14 protein-coding genes are annotated in these 15,138 nt (G+C 71.6%); 5 read left to right on the top strand and 9 right to left on the bottom strand.

Annotated features, from left to right (window positions below; all coding sequences use genetic code 11):
* Window positions 1-95: 95 nt before the first annotated feature.
* Entirely contained in the window at window positions 96-2,195 is a 2,100-nt protein-coding gene (locus GA0070619_RS13130) for a PQQ-dependent sugar dehydrogenase (protein WP_088948320.1), read from the bottom strand.
* 22 nt (window positions 2,196-2,217) lie between these two features.
* Window positions 2,218-3,174 carry a sugar phosphate isomerase/epimerase family protein gene (locus tag GA0070619_RS13125; RefSeq protein ID WP_088948319.1) on the bottom strand — a complete coding sequence of 319 codons (957 nt, stop codon included), beginning with the start codon at window positions 3,172-3,174 and terminating at the stop codon, window positions 2,218-2,220.
* A gap of 736 nt (window positions 3,175-3,910) precedes the next feature.
* On the opposite strand from GA0070619_RS13125, the gene GA0070619_RS13120 reads away from it, so the two are divergent.
* Window positions 3,911-5,179 (top strand): L,D-transpeptidase, encoded by a 1,269-nt coding sequence (locus GA0070619_RS13120; RefSeq protein WP_088948318.1) that lies wholly within the window; start codon window positions 3,911-3,913, stop codon window positions 5,177-5,179.
* Between the two features lie 107 nt (window positions 5,180-5,286).
* Here GA0070619_RS13120 and GA0070619_RS13115 read toward each other — a convergent pair whose 3' ends face one another.
* On the bottom strand, window positions 5,287-6,303 hold the full coding sequence (locus GA0070619_RS13115; protein WP_088948317.1) for an SMP-30/gluconolactonase/LRE family protein: 1,017 nt from the start codon (window positions 6,301-6,303) through the stop codon (window positions 5,287-5,289).
* A gap of 184 nt (window positions 6,304-6,487) precedes the next feature.
* On the opposite strand from GA0070619_RS13115, the gene GA0070619_RS13110 reads away from it, so the two are divergent.
* Window positions 6,488-6,874: an STAS domain-containing protein gene (locus GA0070619_RS13110; RefSeq protein WP_088948316.1), complete on the top strand. Its 387-nt coding sequence runs from the start codon at window positions 6,488-6,490 to the stop codon at window positions 6,872-6,874.
* Between the two features lie 55 nt (window positions 6,875-6,929).
* On the opposite strand, the gene GA0070619_RS13105 is transcribed toward GA0070619_RS13110, so the two are convergent.
* On the bottom strand, window positions 6,930-7,322 hold the full coding sequence (locus GA0070619_RS13105; RefSeq protein ID WP_088948315.1) for an FKBP-type peptidyl-prolyl cis-trans isomerase: 393 nt from the start codon (window positions 7,320-7,322) through the stop codon (window positions 6,930-6,932).
* Window positions 7,323-7,585: 263 nt separating this feature from the next.
* Here GA0070619_RS13105 and GA0070619_RS13100 point away from each other — a divergent pair, with 263 nt between their 5' ends.
* Window positions 7,586-8,545 (top strand): TerC family protein, encoded by a 960-nt coding sequence (locus GA0070619_RS13100; RefSeq protein WP_088948314.1) that lies wholly within the window; start codon window positions 7,586-7,588, stop codon window positions 8,543-8,545.
* A 47-nt stretch (window positions 8,546-8,592) separates the two neighbouring features.
* Here GA0070619_RS13100 and GA0070619_RS13095 read toward each other — a convergent pair whose 3' ends face one another.
* The 3 genes from GA0070619_RS13095 to GA0070619_RS13085 are packed head-to-tail and all read right to left on the bottom strand — an operon-like array spanning window position 8,593 to window position 10,718.
* A complete protein-coding gene (locus GA0070619_RS13095) occupies window positions 8,593-9,318 on the bottom strand; it encodes a helical backbone metal receptor (protein ID WP_088951769.1) in 726 nt (241 codons plus the stop codon).
* Between the two features lie 36 nt (window positions 9,319-9,354).
* Window positions 9,355-9,939, bottom strand: coding sequence for a hypothetical protein (locus tag GA0070619_RS13090; protein WP_088948313.1), 585 nt, complete (start codon window positions 9,937-9,939; stop codon window positions 9,355-9,357).
* On the bottom strand, window positions 9,936-10,718 hold the full coding sequence (locus tag GA0070619_RS13085) for an Asp23/Gls24 family envelope stress response protein (RefSeq protein ID WP_088948312.1): 783 nt from the start codon (window positions 10,716-10,718) through the stop codon (window positions 9,936-9,938). Before GA0070619_RS13085 ends, GA0070619_RS13090 begins: the two co-directional genes overlap by 4 nt.
* A 676-nt stretch (window positions 10,719-11,394) precedes the next feature.
* Here GA0070619_RS13085 and GA0070619_RS13080 point away from each other — a divergent pair.
* Together GA0070619_RS13080 and GA0070619_RS13075 are read left to right on the top strand one after the other, a co-directional pair.
* Window positions 11,395-12,276 carry a PDDEXK family nuclease gene (locus GA0070619_RS13080; RefSeq protein WP_088948311.1) on the top strand — a complete coding sequence of 294 codons (882 nt, stop codon included), beginning with the start codon at window positions 11,395-11,397 and terminating at the stop codon, window positions 12,274-12,276.
* A 294-nt stretch (window positions 12,277-12,570) separates the two neighbouring features.
* Window positions 12,571-13,830, top strand: a complete 1,260-nt coding sequence (locus tag GA0070619_RS13075) for a hypothetical protein (protein WP_088948310.1) — start codon at window positions 12,571-12,573, stop codon at window positions 13,828-13,830.
* A 133-nt stretch (window positions 13,831-13,963) separates the two neighbouring features.
* Here the strand turns inward: GA0070619_RS13075 and GA0070619_RS13070 are convergent, their stop codons facing one another.
* The gene (locus tag GA0070619_RS13070) at window positions 13,964-14,311 is read right to left on the bottom strand and encodes a histone-like nucleoid-structuring protein Lsr2 (RefSeq protein WP_088948309.1); all 348 of its coding nucleotides are present in this window, start codon (window positions 14,309-14,311) and stop codon (window positions 13,964-13,966) included.
* 145 nt (window positions 14,312-14,456) lie between these two features.
* Window positions 14,457-15,080 (bottom strand): response regulator, encoded by a 624-nt coding sequence (locus tag GA0070619_RS13065; RefSeq protein ID WP_231927401.1) that lies wholly within the window; start codon window positions 15,078-15,080, stop codon window positions 14,457-14,459.
* Between the last annotated feature and the right edge of the window lie 58 nt (window positions 15,081-15,138).

Here is a 15,138-nt window from a genome sequence, read left to right as displayed (position 1 = left end):
AGCCGGGCAACGGCCCTCGACCGGCGGTGGGCGGTGGAACGATGAGCGGCGGCGACCGGATCACTCCGGTCGCCGCCGCTGTCATCGTGAGGTGATCAGCCGGCCAGACCCGCCACCGGGTCCGGGTCCAGCACGACAGTGGCCGAGGTCGACTGCGGCGGCACACCCGGCTCGGTCGGCGCGTCGGTGTACTCGGCGACGAACACCGCGGTCAGGTTGTCCGCGCCGCTGTGCCCACCGTCCACGAAGGTGGGAATCGTCCCGGAGCACCCGGTCGCCGTGGAGAGCGGGTGCCCGTGCTCGTCGTGCCCGAGCACGTAGGTGACCTTCACCCGGGAGCAGTCCACCGGCAGGTCATCGGTGACCTTCACCTCGTACGCGACGGTCTGCCCGAACTGGAACGGCTGCCCGGCCACCGGGGCGACGAACTCGATGATCGGCGCGGTCGGCCCGACCACCAGCGGCAGGGTCGCCGAGGCGGAGCGCCCGGTGCGGTCGGTCACCTTCACCGTCGGGGTGTACGAGCCGTTTTCCTGGAACGTCCACGTCGGGTTGGGGTCGGTGCTGTCCACCGAGCCGTCCGCGTTGAAGTCCCACGCATAGCTGAGCCTGTCACCGTCCGGGTCGGTGGTGCCGGCGCTGGAGAACGCGACGGTCAGCGGGGCCTGCCCGACCGTCGGGGTGCCACTGATCTTCGGGATCGGCGTCCGGTTGCCCCGGACGAAGTCGATCCGGGACAGCTGGGCGTCCGGGTTCTCGGCGAAGTAGCCGTCGCCGTACTCCAGCACGTAGAGCGCGCCGTCCGGGCCGAACTCCATGTCCATCGGGTTGTCCACGACCAGCGATGGCACCACCGGCCGGATGTCGGTGACGTCGCCGTCCTCGTCGAGGCGGAACTCCTTGATGTAGTCGCGGGTCCACTCGTAGAACAGCGGCACTCCGTCGTAGTAGGCCGGCCAGCGGGTACGCGACGTGCTGGTCCCGTCGTAGTCGTACGCCGGGCCGCCCATCGGGCCGATGCCGCCGGAACCCAGCTGCGGGAACTCCCCGGAGGCGGCGGAGGGATACCAGACCTCCGGCTGCTCCACCGGCGGCAGGATCCGCTTGCCGGTGTTGTGGGGTGAGTCGTTGACCGGGCGCTTGCAGTTGAACTTGGCGCCGGACTGACCGGTGGCGAAGTCGTAGTCGCGGTAGGCGATCGTCGGCGTGACGCAGTACGGCCAGCCGTAGTTCGCCGGCTTGTCGATCCGCATCCAGCGGCCGTGCCCGGCCGGCCCGCGCTCCGGGTTCGGGTTGGAGGCGTCGGGGGAGTAGTCGCCCAGGTACACGTCGTTGGTACGCCGGTCGACGGCGAACCGGAACGCGTTGCGCAGCCCCATCGCGTAGATCTCCGGGCGGGTCTTCGCCGTGCCCGGCTTGAACAGGTTGCCGGCCGGCACCGTGTAACCACCACCGGCCTTCACCTTGATACGCAGCAGCTTGCCGCGCAGGTCGTTGGTGTTGGCCGAGGTGCGCTGGGCGTCGTACGCCGGGTTGCGGTCGGCCCGCTCGTCGATCGGGATGTAGCCGTCGGAGGCGAACGGGTTGGTGTCGTCACCGGTCGACAGGTACAGGTTGCCCAGGCTGTCGAAGTCGATCTGGCCGCCGACGTGGCAGCAGATGCCCCGGTCGGTGGGCACGTCGATGATCTGCTGCTCGCTGGCGAGGTTCAGCCTCATCCCGTCCAGCTTGAACCGGGACAGCCGCAGCGCGCCCTTGAACCGCTGCCAGTCCGCTTCCGTGCCGACCTCCGGCGCGTCCCCCTCGTTGACGTCTGGCGTCGCCGGGTCGTCGACCGGTGTGTTCATCGGCGGCGAGTAGTAGAGGTAGACCCACTTGTTCTGGGCGAAGTTCGGGTCGATGGCGACCCCCTGCAGCCCCTCCTCGTCGTGCTCGTACACGGGGATGTCGGCGGCGAGGGTGTTCAGCCCGGTGCGCGGGTCGTGGATGCGGACCTCGCCGGTGCGGGAGGTGTGCAGCACCCGCAGGTCGGGCAGGACGGCGAGGCTCATCGGCTCGCCCGGGAAGTCGTTCAGTGTCACTTTCTGGAAGCTGCTGTCCGGCGGTGCGGCCGGTGCGGCGGCCGCGGCTGACGGTGGTACGACCAGGCCGGCCGTCACCAGCAGCAGGGCGGACGCGAATGCGGTCCTGTTCATCAAGTGGTCCCCCGAGGTGCTTTCAGTACCGGAGTGAAGCGAGATAGTCGAAGCCGACCCGGGCGGTGTCCAGGGCGTCGGCGGGGGAGCGTGGCGGGGTGCCTGCGTCGTCGCGCTCCACGATGTACTCCTCGATGCCGGCCTCGCGCTCGTGGGCGAAGATCCGACCGAAGTCGATGAGGCCGTCGCCGAGGTCGGCGAAACCGCCCTCGACGTCGAGGTCCTTGACGTGCACCTGACGGATCCGGCCGCGGTTGGCCCGGATCACGTCGACCGGGTCGTGCGCGCCCCGCCAGGTCCAGTAGAGGTCGAGTTCGAAGTGGACCAGTCGGGGATCGGTCTGCCCGGTGAGGATGTCGAACCCGGTCGAGCCGTCGGTCAACGGCACGAACTCAAGTTGGTGGTTGTGGTAGCCGAAGTCGAGCCCGGCACGTTCGGCCATCCGGCCGGCCTTGTTCAGGTCGCGCGCCAGGGCCCGGTAGACGTTGGGGTCCCGGATCGCCTGGCCGCTCGCGTCCCGACCGAAGTACGGGTGGACGATCTTCTTGCACCCCACGACGTTCGCGTCGGCGAGGGCTTGTTCCCAGGTGGCGGCGTCGAACGGCTGCGGGATGCCGGTGTGCCCGGAGGTGGCGCGCAGCCCGGCCTCGTCGAGAGCCGCCCGGAACTGCGCGGCGGTGCGTCCGACGAAACCGGCGTGCTCCACCCGGCGGTAGCCGATCCGGCGCAGGGCGTCCAGGGTGCCGGGCAGGTCGGCGGCGAGTTGATCGCGCAGCGTGTAGAGCTGGATGCTGATCCGGTCCACCGGAACCCGGCGCCGGCCGTGGGACTGCGCGGCGGGCGCGGCGGCGGCCGGAGCGGCGAACATACCGGCAGCGCCGACGGCAGCGGCGGAAACGGTCGCGGCGCGCAGAACCGCACGGCGGCTGACCGGCTCGGACACCGCTGTCGGCTCCGGTTGGTTGATCTGTTGATCCATGGTGGTGGTCCCTTCCTGACGGCTGGCATGCCGTCTACGGCAGTCGACCCGGCTGCCGTCGCCCGGACGCGCCGAACCGGCCGGAGCCTGGCTCCGGCTGGACGGTGAGGGACGGTGCTCGGGTGCGGCCCGGACCCCTCGGGGGCGGAACGCGGCGACCCGGCAGGGTGGCGGCGAGCTGATCGACGAATGGGCAACCCTCTATCTGGATCGTGACCCTACCCTTGCCTCCGGACGAAGGCAAAGCTTCGTCGTGATCGGCAGAAGTTTCGCTCCAACTGACAAAAGTCCGCCCCCGAGGTGCGCCGCCTGCCGCGACCTCCTACTTCCGCGCCGGGCCGCGCCGCGCCGCGCCCCCGGTGGCTTGATCCACTCGCGTTCATGGAAGTCGCGGTATCCGGGACGTCCCGATACCCCGACTTCCATGAAACCGAGTCGATCATGACGGGTGCGACCCTCGCACGCCTCGTTCGCGCCACTTCCGCCCAGGCGGGCCCAGGCGGGACCGGGCGGGGCCAGGCCGGGCGAGACGCCCTCATCCGGACAGCCGGTGTGGTGGTCGCTCAAGCAGAGCAAAGAGCGTGACACGGGTCGCTTGAACGCCTCATCCGCCAAGCGGAACATTGGCGGAAAATGCGTCGATAAATGCGCCTCCGATTATTTGCGAATGCCGTGGACGCCCCTGTCGAAGAAGCGAGAATGTGACAGAGGGAAGTCAAAAACGGGGGGACTGAACATGACGTCTAGGCGGCGATTGACGATGTTGGCGGTAACCATCGCAGCCGCACCACTCGTCCTGGGTGGGTGCACCGCCAACCGGGAGTCGGCGACCGGTTCGGCCAAGGGGCACGCCGCCCCGCCGGAGCTCGCCGTGACACCGGGGGACAAGACCCGCGACGTGCCGGTCAGCGCCGAGGTGGGCACCGTGGTCAAGGGCGGCAGGGTCACTGGCGTACGCCTCACTGACGACAAGGGCAAGCAGGTCAACGCCGAGCCGCGCGAGGATGGCTCGGGCTGGGTGCCGAGCGCGCCGCTGCAACCGCGACGGACCTACACCGCCGAGGTGACCGCCACCGGCGACTCCGGTGCTACCACCACTCGCAGCACCACGTTCACCACGATGGCGAAATCCACCAAACCGCAGATCACCAGCACTCTCTATTTCGTCGGCAATCGGACGTACGGCACGGCGATGCCGGTAACCGTAGCGTTCGACCCGGGAATTCCGAAAGAGGCCAGAGCGGATGTCCAGCGGCGGTTGTTCGTGAAGACGAATCCCCCGCAGCCGGGCACCTGGTCGTGGCTCGAGGACGGAAGTCAGGTCTATTACCGGGCACCCGATTTCTGGAAGCCGGGGACCACGATCAGCGTCCGGGCCGGTCTGGAGGGTCTGCCGATCGGGAAGGACCGGGTCGGCGACTCCGAGCGGACCGCGACCTCCAAGATCGGACGCCAGGTCTCACTGGAGATCGACAATGCCACCAAGCAGATGACGGTGATGCGCGACGGCAAGCAGGTCCGCCGGATCCCGGTCAGCCTGGGTAAGCCGAGCACCCCGAGCTCCAGCGGCAAGATGGTGATCATGGAGAAGCACCAACGGACCACCTTCGACACCCGGGGTGAGCCCAACGGCGGGTACGTGGTCGACGTCGACGACGCCCAGCGCTACACCTGGGGTGGCGAGTTCATCCACTCCGCCCCGTGGTCGGAGGGGGACCAGGGCAACACCAACGTCTCGCACGGCTGCGCCAACGTGTCCGCCACCGCGGCGGACTGGTTGATGGGGGTGACCCAGGTCGGTGACCTGGTCACCGTCAAGGGCACCGAGGTGGAGTTGCAGCCGGGCAACGGCTGGACCGCGTGGAACGTGAGCTGGGACGAGTTCGTCCGGGGCAGCGCCCTGCCGGTGCCGCCCGGGCTCAAGCCCGCGCCGGTCGCCCCGGCGCACCCGGGAGCGGTGGCCGGTGGGTCGCCCGCTCCGGCACCCTCGGTCAGCGGCCGCTGAGTCACTGCCGCCAGCCTTCGGGGCCGGCCCGCCACCTGGCGGACCGGCCCCGTCGTTGCCTTGACGTCGTCGAGGCAAGGGCCGCACCGACAAAGGCGTGGGAGCGATCACCCCAGGGGTACGCGGGCCACCCCGGTCCCGATCAGGCTGCCCAGCCACAGGTGGTCGCCGTGCTGGCGTACCCCGGTGATCATCCGGTAGTGCCCGTTCGGGCCGTGCAGCGTCCGGCGGACCCCGCCGTCGCCGTCGACCAGCGCGACCAGCCCGTAGCGGCGTGGCTGTGGCTGCATCGCGTCGGGCAGCAGGGCGGCGATCTGGCGCAGTCGCGGATGCGGCAGCAACCGTTCGGCGATCGGCACCCGTGGGCTGGGCAGCGCGATCCAGTACGTCCCGTCGCCCACCGCGGCGAGATTGTCCGGGTACGCGGGCAGGTCGGCCAGGACCCGCACACCGCCGCCCAACTCCACGCGCAGCAGACGGTGGGTGCTGGTCTCCACCAGCATCAGGGCCGACTCGTCCGGGGTCAGCGCGATCCCGTTGGGGAAGTACAACCCGTCGGCCACCACCTCGGTGCGACCGCTGCCCGGGTGGTAGGCCAGCACCCGGCCGTTGGGGCGGTGCTCCAGCAGGTCCCGTTTCCAGTGCGACACCGGGAACCGGTCGGAGCTGTCGGTGAAGTAGATGGTGCCGTCGCGGCCCACCGTCGCGTTGTTGGCCAGGTGCACCGGAGGTGTTGTCCCGGTCAGTTCGCGTACCGTGCCGTCGGGCGTGACCCGCAGCAACCCCCGGTACGCGTCGCAGACCACCAGGGCCTCACCGGACGGGTCCAGCTCGATGCCGAGCGGTCGGCCACCGGTCTCGGCCAGCAGCCGGGGTCGGGTGCCGGCCGGCGCGTCGACCGGCCACCACCAGAGTCGACCCTCCTCGTCGCCGCTGATCACCCGCCCGGCCTGGTTGATGAGCACGTCCTCGGGCCCGACGGCGCCGTCGGGGAGGGGCAGCACCTCGGCCTGGTCGAGCCGGCGGTCGGTGGGAGCCCACGCCCCGGTCAGTGCCGGAGGGACGGTTGCCGGCTCGCGGACGGGACGGATCAGCCGGGGCGGCCGGGGCCGGGGGATCAGCATCCGCCTATTCTCCACCGCCGCTGTCGGCCGTCCCCGTTTCGCCGCTCGCGCGGCGTGCCGACGGTCGGGCCCCGGGCTCCACCCTGAGGGGGAGGGGCAGCACCTCGGGGTATGACCCTGGGCGTACCCGGAATCACTCCGCGGAGGGGCGAAACTGTCGGGGGTGGGGGCTAGATTTCAGGGCATGGAAGAGCACAGCGACCGGCTCGACGTGCAGGTCAGCGTGGGTGACCGGATGGTCCTCATGCGGGTGGCCGGCGAGGTCGACATCGCCACGGTCGCCGCGTTCCGTTCCGCGCTGTGGTCCGCGCCGCCTCGTCCGGTGCTCCAGCTTGATTTGTCCGAGCTGCGGCTGCTCTCCGCCGCCGGCATCCGCACCCTGCTCGCCGCGCATCTGCGCGTGCGGGCTCGCGGCGGCGAGCTGGTCCTGGTCGACCCGAGCCCGGTGGTGGCGCGGGTGCTGCGCGCAACCGGTCTGCACCGCGTGATGGCGATCCTGGAGCCGGCCCGGGTGGTCGAGGCGGCGCGCCGCCCGCTTCCCGCGACCGCGCACCTGCAGCTGGTCGCCTGACCCGAGGCGCGGCGCGAGGGCCGCCGGCGTGAGCCGGCGACCCCCGGACAATCGGTCAGCGCACGCCGAGCAGGTCGACGATGAAGATCAGCGTCTCGCCCGGCGCGATGACGCCGGCCGCGCCCCGGTCGCCGTACCCGAGGTGCGGCGGGATGGTCAGGCGGCGGCGGCCGCCGACACGCATGCCCACGACGCCCCGGTCCCAACCTGCGATGACCTGACCGCCGCCGAGCGGAAACTCGAACGCCTCACCCCGGTTCCACGACGAGTCGAACTCGCCGCCGGTGGAGTGCGACACCCCGACGTAGTGCACGCTGACCAGCTGGCCTGCCTCGGCCTGCGGGCCGTCGCCCACGGTGATGTCCTCGATCACGAGGTCGGCCGGCGGTGCACCCTCGATCGGACCCACCTCGGGCTTGCCCGATCGGGCGCCTGCTGCCTGGTTCATGCGGGGATCTCCTGCCGTGTTGGGTGATGTGTCCGGTCACCGTCGATCCTGCCGGATCACCCCTCACCGATGTGCGGCGGACCCGCCACCTGCTCGATCGCCCGCCGCGCCGCGCCGCCGGTGGCAGGGCCGACGGCCACGACGAACCCCTCGACGGTACGACCAGAGGCCCCGGACTTCGCCCGACCGCCGACGTCGGGCCGGCCGTTCGCCTAGGCTCGGGAGCGGCCGGTCGGCGGGGTGCGGGCGGTGCACCGTGGTCGATGCGGAGGGCGTCGGTGGCTGAGGCGACGGTCACGGTCCCGCTGTGGGCCTGGGCGGCGGTCAGCGCGGTGATCGCGGTGATGCTCGCCGTGGACGTGCTCCTGCACCGGGACAACCACGTCATCGAGCTGCGCGAGGCGATCCTGTGGAGCGCCGTCTGGATCGGTGCGGGCCTGCTGTTCGGGTTGGTCGTGTGGTGGGGCCTCGGCGGTGACCCGGCCATCGCCTACTTCTCCGGTTACCTGTTGGAGAAGGCGCTCTCGGTGGACAACGTCTTCGTCTTCGCCCTGCTCTTCGGCTACTTCCAGGTGCCGCCCGGCTACCAGCACAAGGTGCTGTTCTGGGGCGTCGTGGGGGCGCTTCTCTTCCGTCTGCTGTTCATCTTCGCGGGCGCCGAGCTGCTGGACCGGCTCGCCTGGGCCGGGTTCGTGCTGGGCGCCTTCCTGATCTGGACCGGTTGGCGGCTGGCCGTACGCGGAAAGCCGGACGTCGACCCGGACCGCAACGTCGTGGTCCGGTTGTTCCGTCGGCTGGTGCCCACCGACGCCCGCTACCACGGCGATCGGTTCACCGCCCGGGTCGCCGGCCGGCGGGTGGCGACGCTGCTGCTGGTGGCCCTCGTCGCGATCGAGGCCACCGACGTGGTGTTCGCCATCGACTCGGTGGCGGCGATCCTCGCCATCACCACCAACACGTTCCTGGTCTGGACGGCCACCGCGTTCGCCGTCCTGGGTCTGCGCAGCCTCTACTTCTGCCTCGCCGGTCTCCTGCGACACTTCGGCTATCTGCGGTACGGGCTCGCGCTGCTGCTGGCCTTCGCGGGGCTGAAGCTCATCCTCGCCGAGACGCCGGTGGGCAAACTGCCGGTCTGGTTGACCCTCGCGGTGGTGGTGCTGACCCTGGCGGTCTCCATCGGCGCCAGCATCCCGGCCGCGCGACGTCCCGGAAACGGCCGCTGAGGCGCCAGGCCGCCGGAGCCGGCGGTTGAGCCGCCGGCCGCGTCGGGTCAGCCGACCACGACCGGGCGGTTCAGCTGCTCGGCCAGCAGGGCGGGCGCCTCGGCCAGCGAGGGGCCGTACCAGGTGAGGTGCCGACCGGAGAGCAGTGCGCACGGTACGCCGGGGAACGCCGCGGGCCCGTCGTCGGCCGTGAACCGGTACGGCTCGTCGGGCAGCACCACCAGCTCGGGCTCCCGGTCGCGCAGCTCGGCAAGCGTGGGACGGGGATAGCGCTCGGGATGCTCGTCGTAGGTGTTGACCACACCGAGCCGACGCAGCACGTCACCGGCGAACGTGTCGCCGCCGAGCACCACCCACGGCCGACGCCACACCGGCACCACCGCCCGGCGGGGTGGGGCCAGCCGGGGCGGCTCGGCCCACGCCCGCCGGGCGTCGCGCAGCCAGGCCGGCTCCGTCGGCGCCCCCAGCTCGGCGAGCAGCTCACCCAGCTCGGTCAGAGCGCCCGCGACCGTACGCGGATAGGTGACCCGCACCGGCACGCCGGCCGCCCGCAGCGCTTCCGCGTCGTCGCGGCGGTTCTCCTCCACGTTCAGCAGCACCAGATCCGGCCGCAGGGCGCGCACCCGGTCCAGGTCCGGGTACTTGCTGCCGCCGACCCGGGCGACGTCGAGCCCGGCCGGGTGGCTGCACCAGTCCGTGGCCCCGACCAGAACTCCCGGCACTGTCACGGCCACCGCCTCGGTCAGTGACGGCACCAACGACACCACCCGCACCCGCGCACCTCCGTCCGCCACCGGTCCCGGCACCGATCATGCCCGTCGTGGCAACCCCGGTCCGGGCCGGCGGGGCTCGATGCGGGCGGTCACGTCGAGGTGCGCGGGTGTGCAGCCGGCGGTCGTCGCGAACCGGCGGACCGCGGCGTCGACGTGCTCGCGTACGGCGTCGGCCCGGGCGTCGGTCGCCAGATCCACCCGGATCCACACGTCGGGACGTCCCGGTGTGCCGGTGAGCACCACCCGGGCGCGGCGCACCCCGGGGTCGCCGGTCAGGTCGCGCTCCAGTGCGTCGACGAGCACGTCGGTAGCCAGGCGGGTGCGTCCCGGGTGGCGTCCGGGGTGGCTCAGCATGCCGTGCAGTGCCTGGCGGGGCCGACGTAGCTCACGGCCCAACAGGCGCTGCCCGGTGAGGGCGGTCAGCGCTCCAGCGACCGCCGCGGCCACTGTGCTCCACGGCGCGGCCACTCGCCACGCGTCCAGCAACCCCGCCCCGAGCAGTGGCGCACCCGGGTCGCTGCCGGGCAGCGCGCCGAGGCTGGCCCCCAGGGCTGTCGCTCCGAGCACCACCAGCAGCAGCGCGACGACGGTCCACAGCAGCCGGTGTGCGGCGTCCGTCATGCCGGCCGCCGGCGGGGCAGCAGGCGGATCTCGATCCGGCCGACACGATGCGAGGCGAGCTGCCGCAGCTCCTGACTCACCGCGAACTCGACCTCCGAACGGGCCGCCGGGTCGCCGGTGGCTCGCACCCGGGGGCGCCACTGGTCACCGTCCCGCCGGATACGCACCCGTGCCTGGCGTACACCCGGCACGGTCGCGGCCGCCTCGGTCAACCGGCGTTCCAGGCACCGCCGCCGCAGGTGCCAGCCGTCCCGCTCGTCGATCCGCAGCCGGGCCGGTGTCCAGCGGCGCAGCTGGGCGGCCAGGATCACCAGGCCCAGCAGTACGGCCCCGCCGGCCACGACGCGAACCTCCGGGTCGTGCCAACGGGTGCTGGTCAGCGCGTCGTACCAGCCGGTGCGCGCGAGCAGCGACGCCGGGCGACCCAGCGTGACCAGCAGCGCCTGTACGGCCAGCAGCACGCCACCGGCGAGCAGGGCGACGGCCAGCAGCACCGAGGCGGCCCGGTTGATCGTCGGCATGTCGGCCTCCGGCCGCCGGACGGGCCGCCCTGCCTCAGCGCTGTCCACCCCGGGGACGAGCAGGTCGTCCACAGTGATGGTCACCGCGGCCACGCCGACGCCGGCTTCGGCGGCCACCCGCTCGGAGACCGCCACCCGGACCGCCTCGGCCACGGCAAGCACGCTGTGCCCGTACGAGGTGACCAGGTGCAGGTCGAGTCCCACGGACCCGCCGCCCAGACGCACGGCGGTCGGGTGAGCGCCGGTCACGCCGGACACCCGGCGGGCTGCTTCGGCCGCGATCCGTGCGACGTCCGCCGCCGTGACGGTGCTCGGCTCACGGCGGTCCGGCCCGGCACGACGTCGACTGGTCGGATACTGGCCCGCGTCGGCAGGCGTGGTGGGGCTGCTGGTCCGGATGACGCGTGTGGTCCCTGTGGTGCCGACGGTCGGGCGGACGGCGACGGGCCGCGAAGGAAGCCGGTGGTGTCGGCCCGCGCGATCAGCGCGAGGGCGCCGGCGGATGGTCGGGTCACCGGCCAGTCGGGGCCGGCGGACGCGACGCGGGTCATCCTGACGCTGGCCAGCGGCCAGACCGCTACCGGCGGGGGTGCCGAGCTGTTGTCGCGACATGCTGACCTCCCGGCCGGTCCGCTACCGGCGACCCGGCTGAATACACCCGCCGCGCACCCGTGGAACACGACTTCGGCGTGACCTGTGTCACACGTTCGTCTCGAGTGCTGGCACCGGTTGTTGGTTCTTGACACCTACACCTGCCCGGTGGTCGACCGGCTGGAGCCGATCCGGCAGAAGCACACCATCGAGGGCTTGGTGATGGGCGCCGCCGAGTAACGGGCGGCCGGGTACGCCGGACCGGCCGCACCGCCGAGGTGCAGGTCATGATCGACCACCTAGACTCGGCCCGGCTCGACCGACCGGCGGATGGATCAGGCAGATGACGAGCATCGGCAGCGACGACCGCGGCTGGCTGCGGGCGGTGCCCGCCGAGGATGGGCGTGACCCGCTGCTCACCCGCGCCGGCCACCGGGTCTACCCGGCGCGCCGGCTCAGTGACCTGGTCCAGGGCCGCCCGCCCGGTGTCACCGGCAGCCAGTGGAGTTCGGCCAGCCGCGCCAGCTTCGACTTCGTGGTCTACGCGGCCGACACCGGCCGGGCGATCGTCGCCGTGGAGATCGGCCCCGTCGCGCCCGCCGGCTCTGCCGAGCAGCGCGTCGAGCGGCTGAAGGACGCGGTGAGCGCTGCCGTCGGCCTGCCGGTGCTGCGGATCGGGTCGCCGAGGTTGCGGGCGGCCGAGCATGGCCGCCGCCTGGTGGAGTACGTGATCGACGCGCGCGCCTACGCCGCGGGAGGCGCCGGAGTGACCGCTGCCGGGGACGACCCGGCCCCGGTGGGTTTCCGGGACATCCTCGGTCGGCTGCCCGACGGCCGTACCGGACCGGTCAATGACCTCGGCGCGCTGACCCGGGCGGCGGCGGTCGAGGCGTACGTGGCCGGGCGGGTGGCCGACCCGATCGTGCGAGGGCTGCACGTGCGCTGGGTGGATGGGCCGGCGCAGGGGTGGAGTTGGGTGCAGGTCCGCCCCGACGCGTGCCTCGTCGAGCGGGTCTCGGTGACCGAGCACCGCTTCTCCTGCGGCATCGACTCGGCCCGGTTGGCCGAGGACCTCGCCACTGTCGCCGTCGGGGAACGGCTGCGGGAGAACGTCACCTCGGACTTGGTGCCGCGCGCCGAGTTGACCGCGCAGATCGTCGCGCTGAGAGGGCGCCGCCACGAACTGGTGGGCGGGTTCGCCTTCGACCACCTCTGCGCCGACTGATCGGCACCCGTTCCACCTGCTGATTTTCCGCTCCGCGCCGGCTCGATGCCGGGTCGTGGCAATTTCCTGTGCGCCGGTTGAACCTTCCCCGTCGCCCACCCGTACTCCTGCGCGAATGAACAGGATCTCCCATCCGCGTCGTCGGGACCCGGGGGACGGTGTGGAAAGGGCATCGTCGGCCATCGACGCATTACCGGGTAGGTCACGGTGCTCGCCGCCGTGGCGTGCCATCTGACATCCGTCGGTAGGCCGAGGCCAGGAATCCACTACCGGATCGAGAAGGAGAACAATTCGATGCGCAGGTCCACACGGGCGGGCCGGTCATCCGGCAACGCGCGGAGCAAGCGTCTGCTGGCCGTTGTCGGCACGCTCGCGGTCTTCGGCGGAGTCGTCGCCGTGACCCAGATTTCGTCGGCCCAGGACCGGCGGACAAATAAGCCGCGCCCGGCTGCTGGGCAGTGCGTGGAACCGAGTCCGGGCGCGACCGCGCCGACGGGCGGCGGTTCGACCAGCCGCACCTGGCAGAACGGTCGGTGGGTGCGTAATCACTGGGGTGACGGACAGCAGTCGGTCCCCGAGTGTGAGGACGGTAAGGACGGCACGGTCGGCACCGGCACGGCCATTGCCTGCCCGGACGTGACGGCCAAACTGCCGCAGGTGCCGGACCGGGCGCGGGCCGAGGTGGACCGCAACCTCGCCCAGTTGCAGGCCCAGATCGCCGAGGCGGACCGCCGGTTGGCCGCCGAGGGCAACAAGGGTGAGGCGTTCATCCGCAGCGCGATCCTCCAACCGCTGGCCGGCAAGCGGCGCGCGGTGCTGGACCGGATCACGACGGCCATCGACCGGGTCGGTCCCCGGCCGCAGGGTCTCGCGCAGCTCGCCGAGTGCCAGGTGCAGCCGACCAACAACTCCGGCGGCAACAACGGTGGCGGCACCCCCACCACCAGCCCCACCACCACTCCCGGTGGCAACAACGGCGGGAACAACGGTGGCACGGCCCCCGGCGCCGGGCTCGGCGTGCTGGCCAACGACTGTGACGAGAGCCAGCTCCAGCCGCACAACGGCTTCCAGAACGGCAACCGCTGCGTGAGCACCGAGTTCGGTGAGGTCGGCGCCGCCGCGAACAACCCGTCACTGCTGATCACCCAGTTCCCCCAGCAGGTCGGCCAGAACCAGGCCTTCACCCTGCGGGTCAGCACCCGCAACCTGGTCCGGGACCGCTTCCTCGCCGCCGGTCAGGGTGGTTACTACGTGGAGAGCTCGCTGCTCAACGCCCAGGGCCTGGTCCGGGGCCACTTCCACACCGCATGCCGGATGCTGGACAGCCTGACCGCTCCGCCGGAGCCGCAGGAGGTGCCCGCGTTCTTCGTCGCGACCGAGGACGGCCGCGGTGGCGCCCAGCCCGACGAGGTGACCATCCAGATCCCGGGCCTGCCGGAGTCGGGTACGGCACAGTGCTCCGTCTGGGCCGGCGACGGTTCGCACCGCCTGCCGATGATGGAGCGGGCCAACCAGACGCCCGCGTTCGACTCGGTGCGGATCACCGTCAACTGATCCAGGCTGACCGGCGGCGGCCGGTCACCCGGGGCGACAACCCCCGGGTGACCGGCCGCCGCGTCGTTTCGGTGCCCGGACAATCCGATGGGGCCACGCCGTTTCCGGCGTGGCCCCATCGTCAACTCCTGCGTCAGCGGCTCTTGTAAGCCTCGACGACCTCGACCGGGATCCGGCCTCGTTCGGAAATCTTGTAGCCGTTCTTGACGGCCCATTCCCGGATGGCCCGGTTCTGCTCCCGATCCATTCCCGCGCCGGCGGGTCGCCCCGGCCGCCGGACTGTGCGGGCGCTCTCCACCGGGCCACGCCCGATCCGCCGACCCGCATTGATGTACGGGTCCAGTGCCTTGCGCAGGACACCGGCATTCTCGTCCGAGACGTCGATCGTGTAGGCCACGCCGTCGAGACTGAACTCGACCGTCCGGTCTGCCTTCCCACCGTCGAGGTCGTCGGTCAGGACCGTGATTACTTTTCTCGCCATTGCCGATTACTCCCTGTGTGCGGCGGGATGTGTCCAAAGTCTGACCTATCACCCCGGTAATCCGCAACAATATGCGTCCCATTCATTCGGCGCGTCGCGATTCTGTTACCGAGCAAAACCGTGAATCGCGCGCGATGAAGCGGTCTCATTCGTCGAGGAGGCCAGCGTGCCCGGCGAGGGCGGCTGCCTCCGCCCGGTTGGACACCCGCAACTTGCGCAGCAACGCGGCGGTCATTCGTTTCACCGTCCGCTCCGAGACGTGCAGTTCGTCGGCGATCTCGATGGTGTTGCGGCCGACGGCGATCGCCCGCAGCAGCCGACGTTCCTCGCCGTCCAGGTCGACCGCCGCGGCGCGGGTCGGCCGCAGCATGGCGTGCAGCAGTTCGGCCGGCAGCACCGCCCACCCCTCCAGGACGGCCAGCAGCGGGGGCAGCAGTTCCTCCGGTTCACTGGTCTTCGGCAGGAACCCCTCGGCGCCGGCCCGCAGCGCCTCCAGCGCCGGCGCCGGGTCGGCGGAACCGGACATCGCGACCACCCGTACCCGTGGGGTGGTCCGCCGGATCGCGCCCACCGCCCGGATGCCTCCTGGTGGGGGCATGTGCAGGTCGACCAGGGCCAGATCGGGGTGCCACTGGCTGACCAGCGCCGCGGCGGCTGCGGCGTCGCCGGTCGAGGCGACCACCTCGGCGCGGCCGTCGGTGGTGATGGGGAGCAGCAGTTCGAGGCCGCGGACGAAGAGGGGGTGATCGTCCACGACGACAAGTCGCATGGTGGAAGCTCCCGGCATGTCTGCGCCGTTCCCCAGCGGGTACCGATCATGCGGGTAC

Source organism: Micromonospora zamorensis, assembly GCF_900090275.1.
Lineage (GTDB): Bacteria > Actinomycetota > Actinomycetes > Mycobacteriales > Micromonosporaceae > Micromonospora > Micromonospora zamorensis.
The sequence above is the reverse complement of the archived record's forward strand: the minus strand, read 5'-3'. Positions and strand labels throughout refer to the sequence as shown.

Excerpts from the sequence above, each read along its gene's own strand:
- GA0070619_RS13130 (WP_088948320.1), bottom strand. The coding sequence starts at position 2,195 with ATGAACAGGACCGCATTCGCGTCCGCCCTGCTGCTGGTGACGGCCGGC.
- GA0070619_RS13125 (WP_088948319.1), bottom strand. The coding sequence starts at position 3,174 with ATGGATCAACAGATCAACCAACCGGAGCCGACAGCGGTGTCCGAGCCG.
- GA0070619_RS13120 (WP_088948318.1), top strand. The coding sequence starts at position 3,911 with ATGACGTCTAGGCGGCGATTGACGATGTTGGCGGTAACCATCGCAGCC.
- GA0070619_RS13115 (WP_088948317.1), bottom strand. The coding sequence starts at position 6,303 with ATGCTGATCCCCCGGCCCCGGCCGCCCCGGCTGATCCGTCCCGTCCGC.
- GA0070619_RS13110 (WP_088948316.1), top strand. The coding sequence starts at position 6,488 with ATGGAAGAGCACAGCGACCGGCTCGACGTGCAGGTCAGCGTGGGTGAC.
- GA0070619_RS13105 (WP_088948315.1), bottom strand. The coding sequence starts at position 7,322 with ATGAACCAGGCAGCAGGCGCCCGATCGGGCAAGCCCGAGGTGGGTCCG.
- GA0070619_RS13100 (WP_088948314.1), top strand. The coding sequence starts at position 7,586 with ATGCGGAGGGCGTCGGTGGCTGAGGCGACGGTCACGGTCCCGCTGTGG.
- GA0070619_RS13090 (WP_088948313.1), bottom strand. The coding sequence starts at position 9,939 with ATGACGGACGCCGCACACCGGCTGCTGTGGACCGTCGTCGCGCTGCTG.
- GA0070619_RS13080 (WP_088948311.1), top strand. The coding sequence starts at position 11,395 with ATGACGAGCATCGGCAGCGACGACCGCGGCTGGCTGCGGGCGGTGCCC.
- GA0070619_RS13075 (WP_088948310.1), top strand. The coding sequence starts at position 12,571 with ATGCGCAGGTCCACACGGGCGGGCCGGTCATCCGGCAACGCGCGGAGC.
- GA0070619_RS13070 (WP_088948309.1), bottom strand. The coding sequence starts at position 14,311 with ATGGCGAGAAAAGTAATCACGGTCCTGACCGACGACCTCGACGGTGGG.
- GA0070619_RS13065 (WP_231927401.1), bottom strand. The coding sequence starts at position 15,080 with ATGCGACTTGTCGTCGTGGACGATCACCCCCTCTTCGTCCGCGGCCTC.